Consider the following 15,023-nt stretch of genomic DNA (forward strand, 5'->3'; position numbering starts at 1 on the left):
GGGTGGGGCGCGGTCAGTTGCGCAGGCGCAGGCCGCGCGGGGTGGCCCGGAAGCCGGCGGCGGTCAGCGCGTCGCGCAGCGGAGAGGCGTGGACCGCCTCGCCGTCGGCGCGTTCGACCGAGATGGCGCCGAGCGCGCCGGAGTGCACCGCGTCGGCGAGCGCCTTGCCGGCCGTGGCGAGCGCGTCGGTGTCGTTGGTGAACGACAGGAGGGTCCGCCCGCCCCGCTCCACGTAGAGCACCAGGTCGCCGCCGATCAGCACGACCAGGGCGCCGGCCTTGCGCCCGGCCCGGTGCCCGGTGGCCGGGGCCGTGCCGTCGCCCGAGTCGACGACCCGTTCCGGCCAGGGCAGCGCCGCGCCGTACGGGTTCGCCGGGTCGGTGGCGGCGAGCACCACGGTCGGCCCGCCTCCGCCCCGGGTGTCGTCGGCCAGGGCCCGGATCCGGTCCACCGCCCCGGGCACCGCGAACTGGGCTGCGCCCAGCCCTTCGACGAAGTAGCCCCGGCGGGCCGCCCCGCGTTCCTCGAGCGCGGACAGCACCGGGTAGACCGCGGCGAAGCCACCGGCGACCTGCTCGGCCATGACCGCGCCGCGGGTGACCACGCCGTGCCGTTCGAGCAGCAGGTCGGCGAGGGCGGCGGCCCGGCGGGTCGGGTCGAGGTCCCGCTCGGGCAGCCGGGACCAGCGCCCGGCGACGGTGGGTGGGCCGCTCCGGCTGGGCAGCGCCACCCGGCCGGGCCGGCGGTAGCGGGTACGCGGGGCGGACGGCCGGGACCGGTGCGCCCCGCCCCCGCCGAGCCCGGCTCGCAGCGGTGCCAGGGTGTCGTTGGTGAGGTGCCCGGCCCAGACCAGGTCCCAGATCACCGCGGCCAGCGCCGCGTCGTCGGCCGAGCCGACCCGGTCGGACAGGGTGCGGAAGAAGAGTGCCTGCCCGTCGGCGAGCGCCTCGAGCACCGCGTCGTGCAGCGGGGTGCGGGTCAGCGCCTCGTCCGGTGGTGGGAGCAGCAGCGGCGCGACATCCGCGTACGCCAGGGTCACCCAGCCGTCGCCGCCGGAGATCGCCCCGGACCCGGCCCAGAGCACCTCCCCGCTGGCGCACAGCTCGTCGAGCTGGGCGGGCGTGTAGTCGGCGACCCGGGCGGGCAGCACCAGGCGTTCCAGCGCGGACGCCGGCACGGCGAGGCCCTGCAACTGCTCGACGGTGGCGGCGACCGCCTCCACGCCCCGGGCCGACGAGCCGACCTGCTGCCAGCGGGGCAGGAACGCGGCGAGGGCCCGTGGCGGCACCGGCTCGATCTCCCGGCGCAGCGCGGCGAGCGAACGTCGGCGCAGCAGCCGCAGCACCTCGGCGTCACACCACTGGGTGCCGACGCTGTCCGGGGCGAACTCGCCGGAGACCACCCGCCCGGTGGCGGCGAGCCGGCGCAGCGCCTGCTCGACCACGAACACGCCGAGCCCGAACCGGGCGGCGCAGCTGGCCGCCGCGAACGGGCCGTGGGTGCGCGCGTACCGGGCGACCAGATCGCCGAGCGGGTCGGCCACCGGCGTCAGGTACGCCTCGGCCACGCCGACCGGCAGGGCCACGCCGAGGGCGTCCCGCAGCCGGGCCGCGTCCTCCACGCCCACCCAGCGTTCCTCGCCGGCGATCCGCACCCGCAGCGCCCGGCGGGCCGCCGCCAGCTCGGCCAGCCAGCTGGCGGGCGCACCCCGCTCGGCCAGCTCCGCCTCGGTGAGGTCGCCGACCACCCGGAGCAACTCGACCACGTCCTCGGCGTCGCGGGGGCGGCGTTGCTCGGTGCGCCAGCGCAGCTGCCGCTCGGTTTCGGCGAGCACCGCCGGGTCGAGCAGCTCCCGCAGGTCGACCCGGCCGAGTAGTTCGCCGAGCAGGCCGGAGTCGAGGGCGAGCGCGGCGGCCCGCCGCTCGGCCAGGGGCGCGTCGCCCTCGTAGAGGAACGCGCCGACGTAGCCGAACAGCAGCGAGCGGGCGAACGGGGACGGGCGTTCGGACTCCACCTCGACGAGACGGATCTTGCGGGCGGCCAGGTCGCGCATCAGCTCGGTCAGGGCCGGCTGGTCGAAGACGTCCTGCAGGCATTCCCGGGCGGCCTCCAGGGTGACCGGGAAGTCGGCGTACTCCCGGGCCACGTCGAGGAGTTGGGCGGCGCGCTGCCGCTGCTGCCAGAGCGGCTGCCGGCGGCGCGGGTCGCGGCGGGGCAGCAGCAGCGACCGGGCCGCGCACTCGCGGAACCGGGCCGCGAACAGCGCCGAGGCGCCGACGGACTCCTCGACCAGCTGGGCGATCTCGGCCGGCTCGAAGACCACCACGTCAGCGCCGGGCGGGGTGTCGGCGGTGTCCGGCAGCCGTATCACGATGCCGTCGTCGGCGGGCATCACCTGGGCGTCCACGCCGTAGCGTTCGGCGAGGCGGCGGCCGATGGCGAGCGCCCACGGACCGTTGACCCGGGCGCCGAGCACCGAGTGCACGGCGAGCCGCCAGTCGCCCAGCTCGTCGCGGAACCGTTCGACCACCACCGTCCGGTCGTCGGGCAGGGCGCGGGTGGCCGCCTGCTGCTCATGCAGATAGGTCAGCAGGTTGCCGGCGGCCCAGTCGTCCAGCCCGCCGGCCCGCAGCGCGGCGACGGCATCCCCGTCGCTCTGCCGCAGCAGCGCCCGGATCCGGGCGCCGATGGCCCGGCCCAGCTCGACCGGGCGGCCGGGCTGGTCGCCCTTCCAGAACGGCATCCGGGCGGCCTGCCCGGGGGCGGGCGAGACCAGCACCCGGTCGGGGGTGATCTCCTCGATCCGCCAGGACGACGAGCCGAGCAGGAAGACGTCGCCGACGCGGGACTCGTAGACCATCTCCTCGTCCAGCTCGCCGACCCGGGCGGCCCGCTCGGCGCCGGCCAGGAAGACGCCGAACAGCCCCCGGTCGGGGATGGTGCCACCGCTGGTGACGGCGAGCCGCTGGGCGCCGGGGCGGCCGGTGAGCACGTCGGCGGCCCGGTCCCAGACCAGCCGGGGACGCAGCTCGGCGAAGGCGGTCGACGGGTAGCGCCCGGAGAGCATGTCGAGCACGGCGTGCAGCGCCGAGTCGGGCAGCTCGGCGAAGGGAGCCGCCCGGCGAACCAGCACGGCGAGGTCGCCCAGCCGCCACGGCTCCAGGGCCACCATCGCCACGATCTGCTGGGCCAGCACGTCGAGCGGGTTGCGCGGGTAGCGCAGCTCCTCGATCGCGCCCTGCCCCATCCGTTCCGCGACGACGGTGCAGGAGAGCAGGTCGCCGCGATGCTTCGGGAAGACGACGCCCCGGGAGACCGCGCCGACCTGGTGCCCGGCCCGGCCGACCCGTTGCAGGCCGGCGGCGACGCTCGGCGGGGCCTCGATCTGCACCACCAGGTCGACCGCACCCATGTCGATGCCGAGCTCCAGACTGGAGGTGGCGACCACCGCGGGCAGCTGCCCGGACTTCAGCGCCTCCTCGATGTGCCGGCGTTCCTCCCGGGAGACGCTGCCATGGTGGGCGCGGGCGATCACCGGCGCCGCCCCGGCCGCCGCCCCGGACTGCGCCATCACCTCGGCCGGCTGCCGGGGCGCGCGCAGCGGCCCGTCGTCCCGCGCCACGCGGCCGCCGTCCGGGGCGGCCGTCGCCAGTTCCTCGGCGGCCAGCTCGTTGAGGCGGGCGCAGAGCCGTTCGGCGCTGCGCCGGGAGTTGGTGAAGACGATGGTCGACCGGTGCGAGCGGACCAGCGCGAAGACGCGTTCCTCGACGGCTGGCCAGATCGACGCCCGGCGTGGGCCGGGACCGCCGAGGTCGTCCTCCGGCGGCTCCTGCTCGTCGAGGCGGGTCATGTCCTCCACCGGCACCTGGACGCTGACCTCGATGGTCTTGCTGCTGGCCGGCTGCACCACGTCGACCGGGCGGGCCCCGCCGAGGAAGCGGGCGCAGCCGTCGACCGGTCGTACGGTGGCGGACAGGCCGATCCGCTGCGCGGGCGTCTCCAGCAGCGCGTCGAGGCGTTCCAGCGAGAGCGCCAGGTGGGCGCCGCGCTTGGTGCCGGCGACCGCGTGCACCTCGTCGACGATGACCGTGCGTACCCCGCGCAGCGAGTCCCGGGCGGCGGAGGTGAGCAGCAGGAACAGCGACTCCGGGGTGGTGATGAGAATGTCCGGCGGGTTGCGCGCGAAGGCCCGCCGCTCGTCGGCCGGGGTGTCGCCGGTGCGCATGCCGACGGTGATCTCCGGTGGGGTGAGGCCGAGCCGGGCGGCTGCCTGCCGGATGCCGGCGAGCGGGGCGCGCAGGTTGCGCTCGACGTCGACGGCGAGGGCCTTGAGCGGACTGACGTAGAGCACCCGGCAGCGCTGCCGCGTCTCGGCCGGCGGCGGCGCCTTGGCCAGCTGATCCAGCGACCAGAGGAACGCGGCCAGGGTCTTGCCCGAGCCGGTCGGCGCCACCACGAGGGCGTTGCGCCCGGCGGCGACCGAACGCCACGCGCCGGCCTGGGCGGCGGTGGGCGCCGCGAAGGCGGCCGTGAACCACTCGCGGGTCGCCGCACCGAAATCCGTCAGCTCCGCCGCGTCCCCGCCGGTCACCTCGTCCGCCACGCCTCCATCCTGCCTCGCCGCTGGGACACCCGGTCGGCGGCGGGATGTGATCTGTCCGAGTCCAGGGGATTACGCGCCGGATGCGACGTTGCAGCTGTTAAGTCTTACTTAACTGCTTGCTTGTGTCGCGCAACATAAAGTAACTTCACTCACAACGTGGCGTGGGTGGAGGGCATAGATGGCCGTCGACGGGCGAGGTTCCGGGTCCGGGACGGATGTGCTTATCCGCAAGGTCGACGGCCATCTCGCCGTGCTCCGCACCGGCCTGCACGGCCCCGAGCTGGAGCTCGCCGAGGAACTGGCCGGCTGCCTGCGTGAGCTGGTGGCCGCCACCGCCCATTCCAGCGCCGCCGACCGCGGCCTGGTCCGCGCCGCCGTGCACTACTTCGTCCTGCGTCGGGAAAGCCGCGGCAAGCTGCTGCCGGTGCGCTCCCTCACCGCCGCGCAACGGGTGGTCAACAAGGCCGTCCGCCAGCTCGGCCGTCTCGACCTGCTGGTGGAGACCCCACGGGAGCGCCCGGCCCCCGAGCCGGCTACGACCATTCCGGCTCGGCGCGTCTGACGCCGTACCACGACCCGAGCGTCGCGTGCCGGCCGGCGACGTCGCGCCTGTGCTGATCCGGGATACGCCGATTCGTGCACTCTCCGGGTTATTTTTCGCAAACCGGCCCATGGTCCGGCAATCTGACGTGGGATCGGTCGTGGCGCAGCGTGCCGGCGCGCGCTGCCACCTCGACCTGGAGTACGAGTGCTCGTCCTGCTGATCCTGCACCTGGTGGCGGCCCTGCTCGCGCCCCAGCTGGTCAAGAAGTGGGGACCGCGCGCCTGCTACCCGCTCGCGCTCGCCCCGGCCGCCACCTTCGGCTGGGCCGTCGCCCACACCGGGACGATCCGCGCCGGCGGCGCGGTCGTCGAGACGTACCCGTGGGTCGAGGAGCTCTCGCTCGACGTGGCGCTGCGGGTCACCACCCTGTCCTGGCTGATGCTGCTGCTGGTCGGCGGGGTCGGCGCGCTGGTGCTGGTCTACTCCGCCCGCTACTTCCACGCCGGCTCGGCGGGGCTGGCCCGGTTCGCGGCCGTCATGGTCGCCTTCGCCGGGGCGATGCTCGGCCTGGTCGTCTCCGACGACCTGCTGCTGCTCTACGTCTTCTGGGAACTCACCTCGGTCTTCTCCTACCTGCTGATCGGGCACAGCACCGAACGGCGGTCCAGCCGGCTGGCCGCCGCCCAGGCACTGACCGTCACCACGCTGGGCGGGCTGGCCATGCTGGTCGGCTTCCTGCTGCTCGGCCGGCATGCCGGCGGCTACCGAGTGTCGCTGATCACCACCGTGCCGCTGCCCGGCGGCGGGTACCTCGTCACCGCCGTGCTGCTGATCCTGGTCGGGGCGCTCACCAAATCCGCCGTGTTCCCGTTCAACTCATGGCTGCCGGTGGCGATGGCCGCGCCGACACCGGTCAGCGCGTACCTGCACGCGGCGGCGATGGTGAAGGCCGGCGTCTTCCTGGTCGCGTTGCTCGCCCCGGCGCTCGCCCCGGCCGGCCCGTGGCGGCCGGTCACCGTGGCCGCCGGGCTGGTCACCCTGGTCGTCGGGGGCTGGGCGGCGCTGCGCCAGACCGACCTCAAGCTGCTGCTGGCGTACGGGACGGTCAGCCAACTCGGGCTGATCACCGTGGTGCTCGGCGTGGGCACCCCGCAGGCGGCCCTCGCCGGCACCGCGATGCTGCTGGCGCACGCGCTGTTCAAGGCGGCCCTCTTCCTCGTCGTCGGCATCGTCGATCACAGCGCCGGCAGCCGGGACCTGCGCGACCTGTCCGGCGTGTGGCGGAGCGCGCCCGTGCTCGCCGGGGTCGCCGCGCTGGCCGCCGCCTCGATGGCCGGGGTGCCGCCGCTGCTCGGCTTCGTCGCCAAGGAGGCGGTCCTCGCCGCGTTCACCGGGCAGCCCCTGGTGCTCGTGGTGCTCGTCGCGGGCAGCGCACTCACCGTCGCGTACAGCATCCGGTTCCTCTGGGGCGCGTTCGCCGGACGGCCGGGCGTTCCGGCAACCGACGTCGCGCCGCCCCCGGCTGTGATGCTCGTACCAGCGGCGTTGCTCGCCGTCGCCGGGCTCGCCGCCGGCCCGGGCGCCGGCTGGCTCGGCGGCCTGCTCCGCCCGTACGCCGAACTGCTCGGCCCGGTCGAGGAGGGCCTGGCGCTCTGGCATGGGCCGACCGTGGCGCTGGGCCTGTCCGGCGTCGTACTCGCCGGCGGGGTGGCACTGCACCTGGTCCGCGGCCCGCTCGCTCCGGCACTGGCCCGGCTGCGCTCCCCGGTCAGCGGCAACCAGGGGTACGAGTGGGTGACCCACCAGTTCGACCGGTTCGCCGTCAAGGTCACCGGCGCCACCCAGCGCGGTGCCCTGCCGCAGTACCTCGGCACCATGCTGCTCGTGCTGGTGTTGGCGCCGGGGGCGGCGATGCTGGCCAGCCGGCCCTGGCGGACCCGTGTGGTCGCCTGGGACACTCCCGCGCAGGTCGTGGTCTGCGTGGTGATCGCGGTGGCGGCGGTGTTCGCGATCGGCGCCCGGCGCCGGCTCACCGCGATGCTGCTGGTCGGGGTGACCGGCTACGGCACGGCGATGATGTTCGTGCTCTACGGCGCGCCCGACCTGGCGCTCACCCAAATGTTGGTGGAGACGGCCACCATCGCGGTGTTCGTGCTGGTGCTGCGCCGGCTGCCGGACCGCTTCTCGGCCCGCCCGCTGCGGAGCAGCCGCTGGGTACGCCGGGGGGTCGGGATCGCCGCCGGGCTGGTGCTCGCCGGGCTCGCCCTCGTCGCGGCCGGTGCCCGGCGTGCCCCGTCGATCTCGCTGGCCTTCCCCGATCTGGCGGTCGTCGAGGGCCATGGCCGCAACGTGGTCAACGTGACCCTGGTGGACATCCGGGCCTGGGACACCATGGGGGAAATCTCAGTGCTGGTGGCGGCCGCGACCGGCGTGGCCAGCCTGATCTACCAGCGATCCCGCACCGGGCCCCGGCCGCGCCGCCCCCGCCCGTCCGGGGACCGGCGCACCGTGTGGCTGCGCGGCGGGGCCACCCTGCAGGAGCGCCGGCGTTCGATCGTCTTCGAGGTGGTGACCCGGCTGATCTTCCACACCGTGGTGCTCTTCTCCCTGTTCCTGCTCGTCTCCGGGCACAACGCGCCCGGGGGCGGCTTCGCCGGCGGGCTCGTCGCCAGCCTCGCCCTGGCGGTCCGCTACCTGGCCGGCGGCCGGTACGAGTTGGCCGAGGCCGTTCCGCTCGGGACCGGAACGGTGCTCGGCGCCGGGCTGGCCATCTCGGTCGGCTTCGGGATGGCCGGGCTGTTGACCACCGGCGAGGTGCTGCAGAGCACGCAGGTGCCCCTGTGGCTTCCCCTGGTCGGTCACTTCCACCTGGTCACGTCGCTCTTCTTCGACATCGGCGTCTATCTGATCGTGGTCGGGCTGGTGCTGGACATCCTGCGCAGCCTCGGCGCCGAGGTGGACCGGCACATCGAGGCGGCCGGCGAGCCGGCCCGGGGGCTCACCGTCCAGCGGAAGGAACAGCGGCGATGAGGCAGCCGAGCCTGGTCCTGGTGCTCGCCGTGGGGGTGCTCGTCGCCACCGGCGTCACACTGCTGCTGGAGCGGAGCCTGACCCGCATCCTGCTCGGCATCATTCTGCTCGGCAACGGGGTGAACCTGCTGATCCTGGTCGGTGGCCGGCCCGGCGGCGCGCCGCTGGTCGGCAGCGGGCCGATCGACCGGATGAGCGACGCGTTGCCGCAGGCCATGGTGCTCACCGCCGTGGTGATCACCTTCGGGCTGACCGCGTTCCTGCTCGCGGTCGCGTACCGCGACTGGTTTCTCAGCGGCGACGACGAGGTGCAGGACGATCTGGAGGACCGGCAGATCGCCCGGCTCGCCGAGCGCAACGAGGTGTCCACCGCGGACCTCGGCGGCGAGGGGCCGGACGCCGACCCGGAGCAGGTGGACCCGGAGCCAGCGCTGCGCCGGGGGGAACATAGGTGACCGCCCTGGTGCCGTTGCCGGTGGTGGTGCCGCTGCTCGGCGCCGCGCTCACCCTGCTCGTGGGCAACCGGCCCCGGTTGCAACGGACGATCAGCGTGGCCAGCCTCGCCACCACCCTGGCGGTCGCGGTGCTGCTGCTGGTCGAGGCGTACCGGCACGGGCCCGTGGTGGTGCAGGTGGGTGGCTGGCCCGCGCCGGTCGGCATCGTGCTGATCGCGGACCAGTTGGCGGCGCTGCTGCTGGTGGTCTCCGTGGCGGTGACCCTCTGCGTGCTGCTCTACTCGATCGGCCACGGCCGCGGCGAGACCGGCGAGACCGCCCCGGTGAGCATCTACCACCCCACCTACCTGGTGCTCACCGCCGGCGTGGCCAACGCCTTCCTGGCCGGGGACCTGTTCAACCTCTACGTCGGCTTCGAGATCCTGCTGGCCGCGAGCTTCGTGCTGATCACGCTCGGCGGCACCGAGACCCGCATCCGCACCGGCCCGACGTACGTGGTGGTCAGCATCCTCTCCTCAATGATCTTCCTGACCGCGCTGGGCCTGGTGTACGCGGCCACCGGCACCATGAACATGGCCCAGCTCGCCGGGCGGCTGGACGCCCTGCCGGGCAACGTACGCCTGGCCTTGCAGCTCATGCTGCTGCTCGCCTTCGGCATCAAGGCGGCGGTCTTCCCGCTCTCCGCCTGGTTGCCGGACAGCTACCCGACCGCGCCGGCCCCGGTCACCGCGGTCTTCGCCGGCCTGCTCACCAAGGTCGGCGTGTACGCGATCATCCGCGCCGAGACCCTGCTCTTTCCCGGCGGCCAGGTCGCCAACCTGCTCCTGGTGGTGGCCGGGCTGACCATGCTGGTCGGCATCCTCGGCGCGGTCGCCCAGTACGACATGAAGCGGCTCTTCTCGTTCACCCTGGTCAGCCACATCGGCTACATGATCTTCGGGGTGGCGCTGGGCAGCATCGCCGGCCTGTCCGGGGCGATCTTCTACGTGGTCCACCACATCACCATCCTGACCACCCTCTTCCTGGTCGCCGGCCTGGTCGAGGCGCGGGCCGGCAGCACCGACCTGCGGCGGCTGGGCGGTCTGGCCCGGGTCGCCCCGCTGCTCGCCGTGCTCTTCTTCGTCCCGGCGATGAACCTGGCCGGCATCCCGCCGTTCTCCGGCTTCCTCGGCAAGCTCGGCCTGCTTCAGGCCGGCGTGGCCGCCGGTGGGGTGCTCCCCGGGCTGCTGGTTGCCGCGGCGACGGTGACCAGCCTGCTCACCCTCTACATCGTCTCCCGGGTGTGGAACATCGCCTTCTGGCGAACCTCCCGGCTGGCCACCCCCCACCCGCCCGTCCGACTGTCCGCGCTGATGGTCGGCGCCACCGTCGCCCTGGTGGCGCTCGGTGTGGCGCTGACCCTGGTCGCCGGGCCGCTGTTCCGGGTCACCGTGCACGCTGCCACCGACCTGCACGAGCGCACCCCGTACATCCGGGCCGTCCTGCCGGCGGACGTCCGGTGACCGGTGGGGCGTCGGCTCCCGGCGGGCCGGCGGGCCGCCCGCCCGACGGGGCGCATCCGCCCGACGACGGGCCGACGCCGGCCGTCCGACGGCGTGGGTGGCGTCGCGACCAGGCCGTGGCGCTCGGCTGGCTGGTGGTGATCTGGCAGCTGCTCTGGGGCCAGTTCTCCTGGGCCAACCTGCTCGGTGGTCTCCTCGTCGGCGCCGCCGTGCTGATCTTCTTCCCGCTCCCGCCGGTCACCTTCGGCGGCCGGCTCCGCGCCGGCGCGTTGCTGGTCCTCGCCGGCACCTTCGTCGGCGAGCTGATCAGCGCCAGCGTGCACGTCGCCGCCATCGCGATCCGGCCCGGCTACCGGCCGCGCGGCGCGATCCTCGCGGTGCCGCTGCGGGTCCGCACCGACCTCAACCTGGCCCTCACCGCCGAGCTGGTCACGCTGGTCCCCGGCACCCTGATCCTCGACGTGGACCGCGACCGGGGCGTCCTGTACGTGCACGTCCTCGAGGTCTGCCGCCCCGAGGACCTGGCCGCCAACCGCGCTCGCGTCCTCGCCGTCGAACGGCGCATCGTCCGCGCCGTCGGCTCCCCACAGGAGGTACGCCAGCTCGGCGTCGAATCCGTCGACAGGAGGAATCCGTGACCGCCTTTCTCGCCGTCGCGCTGACCGTGCTGCTCTCGGTCACCGCGCTGCTCGCCCTGGCCCGTATCTACCGGGGGCCGTCGCTGCTCGACCGGGTCGTCGGCGCCGACCTGCTGCTGGCCACCATGCTCGGCGCGGTGGGCGCGGAAGCGGCGGTCACCCGGCACGCCGCCACGCTGCCCGTGCTGGTGGTGCTCTCCCTGCTGGGCTTCGTCGGCTCCGTCTCCCTGGTCCGCTTCTCGGTACGCGAGGAGACACGATGAGCGCCATCGCCGACTGGTCGGGCGCGGCCTGCCTGCTGGCCGGCGCGCTGCTCACCCTCGCCGCCGGGGTCGGCGTGCTGCGCTTCCCCGACGCGTTGGGCCGGATGCACGCCGCCACCAAGCCGCAGGTGCTCGGCGTGCTGCTGCTCCTGGCCGGGCTGGCGCTGCGCCTGCGTACGCCCGCCGACCTGGGCATGATCGCGCTGGTCGCGCTCTTCCAGCTGGCCACCGCGCCGGTCGCCGCACAGATGGTCGGCCGAGCCGCCTACCGGTCCGGGCGCATCGACCGCGACCTGCTGGACACCGACGAGATGGCCGGCCGGTGAACCGGACGCCGGGCATGCTTCCCGGCACCTTCAGCGGGCGGCCAGGCAACGCCGATAGAATGGCGGCATGATCGACTCTTCTGCCCAGGAGGGCAGCAGTAGCCAGCCGGGTACGGCCCGGCAACCCCTCGGCCCGACGATCCCGGGAGCCCTGACTCTCCCGTGCTGATCCTCGTCGGACTCGCTCTCATCATCGTGCTCACCGCCGCCACCGGTTACTTCGTGGCCCAGGAATTCGGCTACGTCGCCGTGGACCGGGGCAAGCTCAAACAGCTCGCCGACGGCGGCGACCGGGCCGCCGCCCGGGCCCTGGAGGTGACCGGCCGGCTCTCGTTCATGCTTTCCGGCGCCCAGCTCGGCATCACCGTGACCGCCCTGCTGGTCGGCTACGCCGCCGAGCCGTACCTGGGCACCGGGCTGGCTGACCTGCTCGGCGTCGCTGGGGTCCCCACCGGCGTGGCGCTGCCGCTGTCGGTGGCGCTCGCTCTGATCATCGCCACCGTATTGCAGATGGTCCTCGGCGAGCTGGCCCCGAAGAATCTGGCCATCGCCCGCGCCGTGCCCCTCGCCCGGGCGTTGGCCCAGTCCACCCTGATCTATCTGAAGGTCGCCGGCCCGGTGATCACCCTCTTCGACCGGGCCGCAGTGCGGTTGCTGCGTCGGGTCGGCATCGAGCCGATCGAGGAGCTGCCGAGCGGCGCCACCCCGGAGGACCTGGAACAGATCATCGCCGATTCGCGGGAGGAGGGGCACCTCGACGCCGCGATGTCCGATCTGCTCGACCGGGGCCTCGACTTCCGGGAACTGACCGCCGGGGAGGCCATGGTTCCCCGGGTCGACGTGCACACCGTACGGGCCGACGAACCGGTCAGCCGGGTCGTCGAGCTGCTCGACACCGGCCACTCCCGGTTCCCCGTCCGGGGCGCCGAAGGGGTCGACGACCTGATCGGCGTGGTCGGCATCGCCGACGTGCTCGGGGTGCCCCCCGCGGCGCGGGCCACCACCCGGGTGGCGACGGTGGCCGTACCCCCGCTGCTGGTGCCGGAGACGCTGCCGTTGCCGACGGTGCTGGACCGGCTCCGGGTCGGGCACCGGCAGCTCGCCTGCGTGGTTGACGAGTACGGCGGATTCGCCGGCGTCATCACGCTGGAAGACATCGCCGAGGAACTGGTCGGGCCGATCCGCGACGAGGACGATCCGCCGGAGCGGGCCCCGGCGCGGCAGGAGGACGGGTCCTGGGTGGTGCCCGCCCGCTGGCGGATCGACGAGGTCGCCGACAGCACCGGCATCGCGCTGCCCGAGGCGCCCGAGTACGACACCGTCTCCGGGCTGGTGATGCGGGAGCTGGGCCGGGTGCCCGAGGTGGGCGACCGACTGGAGATCAGCCTCGGCGCCGACGGCGACGAGCCCGACGCCGAGCCGCGCGCCCTGGTCGAGGTGCTGGCCGTTGACCGGCACGTGGCCGACTCCGTCCGGCTCCGGATCGCCGAGCGCGGGGAGGCGGCGGCATGACGCCCGGTTTCGCGCTCTTCTTCTCGGTCGTACTCCTCGCCCTCAACGCCTTCTTCGTGGCGGCCGAGTTCGCCCTGGTCGCGGCCAAGCGCTACCGCCTGGAGCAGTCGGCGGCCGGTGGTGGCCGGGCGGCCCGCGCGGCCCTGGACGGGGCCCGCGAGCTGGGCCTGATGCTGGCCGGGGCGCAGCTCGGCATCACCCTGTGCACCCTGGGGCTGGGCGCTCTGGCCGAACCGGCGATCCAGCACCTGATCAGCCCGCTGCTGCACGCCTTCGGGCTGCCCCAGGCGGCGAGCCACATAGTGGGGCTGGTGTTCGCCCTGGCCCTGGTGACCTTCCTGCACCTGGTGGTCGGCGAGATGGCCCCGAAGTCCTGGGCGATCACCGACGCGGAGCGCTCGGCGATGCTGTTGGCGCTGCCGTTCCGGGCCTTCGCGCGGGTCGCCCGTCCGGTGCTCTCCGCGTTGAACGCGCTGGCCAACTCGGTGCTGCGGCTCGTCGGCGTGCACCAGCAGGACCAGCTCGCCCAGGTGCACGGCCCGGACGAGCTGCGCATCCTCCTGGAGCAGTCCCGCGAGCACGGGCTCCTCGGCGCCGAGCAGCACCAGATGCTGACCAGCATGCTGGAGTTGCAGGGCACCACGGTGGCGCAGGTGATGGAGCCGTTCGACCGGATCGTCGCGGTCCGCCGGGAGGCCACCGCCGAGCAGATCGAGCACGTCTCCCGGGACAGCGGTCGCTCCCGGCTGGCCGTCGTCGACGCCGGCGGCGAGGTCTGCGGCCTGGTCCACGTACGCGAGGCGGTCCGCGCGGTCACCACCGGCCGGTCGGCGACCGCCGGCGAGCTGATGACCCCGGCGTTCGTGCTGCCTGCCGGCGCCTCGGTCACCGAGGCGGTCGCGGCGATGCGCGGCCGGCAGGCCCAACTGGCGCTGGTCCGCAACGGCGGTGGCCCGACCCGGCCGATCGGTTTCGTGGCCCTCGAGGACCTGCTGGAGGAGGTCATCGGCGAGTTCGACGACGAGACCGACCCGGTGCCCCGGGGCCGTCGGCTGCGCTGACGTCCCGCCCTCACCACACGCACCCAGACCGCGGTTTGTCGTCCGGGGACCGGGCGCGGAGCCGTGCCCACTGCCGGCCAGGCCGGGGCGGAGCCGGGGCCAGGAGTGCCCGGCCGGCGTCCGGGGAATCCCGCCGGATCGGAGGAGAGGGGGCGCGCGGATGCGGCTGACCGGGGTGTCGTCGGAATCCGTCTGGACCGGGCTTTCGGTACATACCACCCTGCCCAACCCCAGCACCCGCCCCGGGCTGCGGCTGCCCGGCCGGGTGACCCTCATGGCCGAGGGCGCGGACGTGCCGGTGCGGCACATCCGGCTCGGCCTGGTCGCCCAGGTCGAGCCGGAGGATCCCGACTCGCCCCGCCGGCTGGTGCAGTATCACCAGGTGCCGATTGCCGGCCGGTTCGTGGTGCCGGCCGGCCGGCGGCGGGCGGTCGACTTCGCGTTCCCGCTGCCCTGGGAGACCCCGGTGACCATTTTCGGTGGGGTGCCGCTGATGAGCCTGCGCACCGGGCTGCGTACCGAGGTGTCGGTCGACCCCGACCTGGACCAGGGCGCGATGGTGCCGGTCTTCGTCCATCCGCTCCCCGCCCAGCAGCACGTCCTCGCCGCGCTGGACACCCTCGGGTTCGTCATGCGGCAGGCGGGCCTGCAGCAGGGCCGGCTGCCCGGGGTGGAGCAGGAGCTGCCGTTCCACGAGCGGCTCGGCTACTGGGTGGCGCCGCTGTACGCCGGTCCGATCACCGAACTGGAGGTGATCTTCGTGACCAACGCGGCGGGGCTGGAGGTGCTGCTCTGGGCCGACCGGCGGCTCTCCCTGGCCGGGGTCACCCACCAGAGCATCAGCCGCTTCCGGGTCCGGCACACCGACCAACGGGACTGGGTCGCCACCGTGGACGGCTGGCTGCGCCACGCGATCAACCGGCACGCTGCCGCCGCCGCGCACGCCGACTGGTCCGCCATGATCCAGGGGTCCGCGCACGTCAGCCGGCCGCCGGACGAGCCCGTCGCACCCGGTTACGGGCTCGGCGGCACGGGCGGCGGCCCCGGCGTCGGCGGCGGCGGCGACGGCACCTGACCCCGCACGCCGCG

Annotated in this window: 11 protein-coding genes; 10 read left to right on the forward strand and 1 reads right to left on the reverse strand. The window is 74.3% G+C overall.

Annotated features, from left to right (window positions below; translation table 11 throughout):
* Positions 1 to 13: 13 nt before the first annotated feature.
* Complete coding sequence (locus ABZ671_RS17845) at positions 14 to 4,603, reverse strand: ATP-dependent helicase (protein ID WP_357858702.1); 4,590 nt, start codon at positions 4,601 to 4,603, stop codon at positions 14 to 16.
* Between the two features lie 178 nt (positions 4,604 to 4,781).
* On the opposite strand from ABZ671_RS17845, the gene ABZ671_RS17850 reads away from it, so the two are divergent.
* From ABZ671_RS17850 to ABZ671_RS17895, 10 genes are all read left to right on the forward strand, one after another.
* Positions 4,782 to 5,165 carry a hypothetical protein gene (locus ABZ671_RS17850; protein ID WP_357858705.1) on the forward strand — a complete coding sequence of 128 codons (384 nt, stop codon included), beginning with the start codon at positions 4,782 to 4,784 and terminating at the stop codon, positions 5,163 to 5,165.
* Positions 5,166 to 5,351: 186 nt separating this feature from the next.
* Positions 5,352 to 8,177 (forward strand): Na+/H+ antiporter subunit A, encoded by a 2,826-nt coding sequence (locus ABZ671_RS17855; RefSeq protein ID WP_357858708.1) that lies wholly within the window; start codon positions 5,352 to 5,354, stop codon positions 8,175 to 8,177.
* Complete coding sequence (locus ABZ671_RS17860; RefSeq protein WP_357858711.1) at positions 8,174 to 8,632, forward strand: Na(+)/H(+) antiporter subunit C; 459 nt, start codon at positions 8,174 to 8,176, stop codon at positions 8,630 to 8,632. The genes ABZ671_RS17855 and ABZ671_RS17860 overlap by 4 nt, the downstream gene beginning before the upstream one ends.
* Positions 8,629 to 10,134 carry a Na+/H+ antiporter subunit D gene (locus ABZ671_RS17865; protein WP_357858714.1) on the forward strand — a complete coding sequence of 502 codons (1,506 nt, stop codon included), beginning with the start codon at positions 8,629 to 8,631 and terminating at the stop codon, positions 10,132 to 10,134. Before ABZ671_RS17860 ends, ABZ671_RS17865 begins: the two co-directional genes overlap by 4 nt.
* Complete coding sequence (locus tag ABZ671_RS17870; protein WP_357858717.1) at positions 10,131 to 10,772, forward strand: Na+/H+ antiporter subunit E; 642 nt, start codon at positions 10,131 to 10,133, stop codon at positions 10,770 to 10,772. Before ABZ671_RS17865 ends, ABZ671_RS17870 begins: the two co-directional genes overlap by 4 nt.
* Positions 10,769 to 11,035: a monovalent cation/H+ antiporter complex subunit F gene (locus tag ABZ671_RS17875; RefSeq protein ID WP_357858720.1), complete on the forward strand. Its 267-nt coding sequence runs from the start codon at positions 10,769 to 10,771 to the stop codon at positions 11,033 to 11,035. The genes ABZ671_RS17870 and ABZ671_RS17875 overlap by 4 nt, the downstream gene beginning before the upstream one ends.
* Positions 11,032 to 11,361 carry a monovalent cation/H(+) antiporter subunit G gene (gene mnhG / locus ABZ671_RS17880; RefSeq protein WP_357858723.1) on the forward strand — a complete coding sequence of 110 codons (330 nt, stop codon included), beginning with the start codon at positions 11,032 to 11,034 and terminating at the stop codon, positions 11,359 to 11,361. Before ABZ671_RS17875 ends, mnhG begins: the two co-directional genes overlap by 4 nt.
* 162 nt (positions 11,362 to 11,523) lie before the next feature.
* Positions 11,524 to 12,873, forward strand: a complete 1,350-nt coding sequence (locus ABZ671_RS17885; RefSeq protein ID WP_357858726.1) for a hemolysin family protein — start codon at positions 11,524 to 11,526, stop codon at positions 12,871 to 12,873.
* The gene (locus tag ABZ671_RS17890) at positions 12,870 to 13,934 is read left to right on the forward strand and encodes a hemolysin family protein (protein ID WP_357858729.1); all 1,065 of its coding nucleotides are present in this window, start codon (positions 12,870 to 12,872) and stop codon (positions 13,932 to 13,934) included. The genes ABZ671_RS17885 and ABZ671_RS17890 overlap by 4 nt, the downstream gene beginning before the upstream one ends.
* Positions 13,935 to 14,094: 160 nt before the next feature.
* Entirely contained in the window at positions 14,095 to 15,009 is a 915-nt protein-coding gene (locus ABZ671_RS17895; RefSeq protein ID WP_357858732.1) for a sporulation protein, read from the forward strand.
* Positions 15,010 to 15,023 lie beyond the last annotated feature (14 nt).

It is taken from the genome of Micromonospora sp. NPDC006766 (genome assembly GCF_040636055.1).
Lineage (GTDB): Bacteria > Actinomycetota > Actinomycetes > Mycobacteriales > Micromonosporaceae > Micromonospora.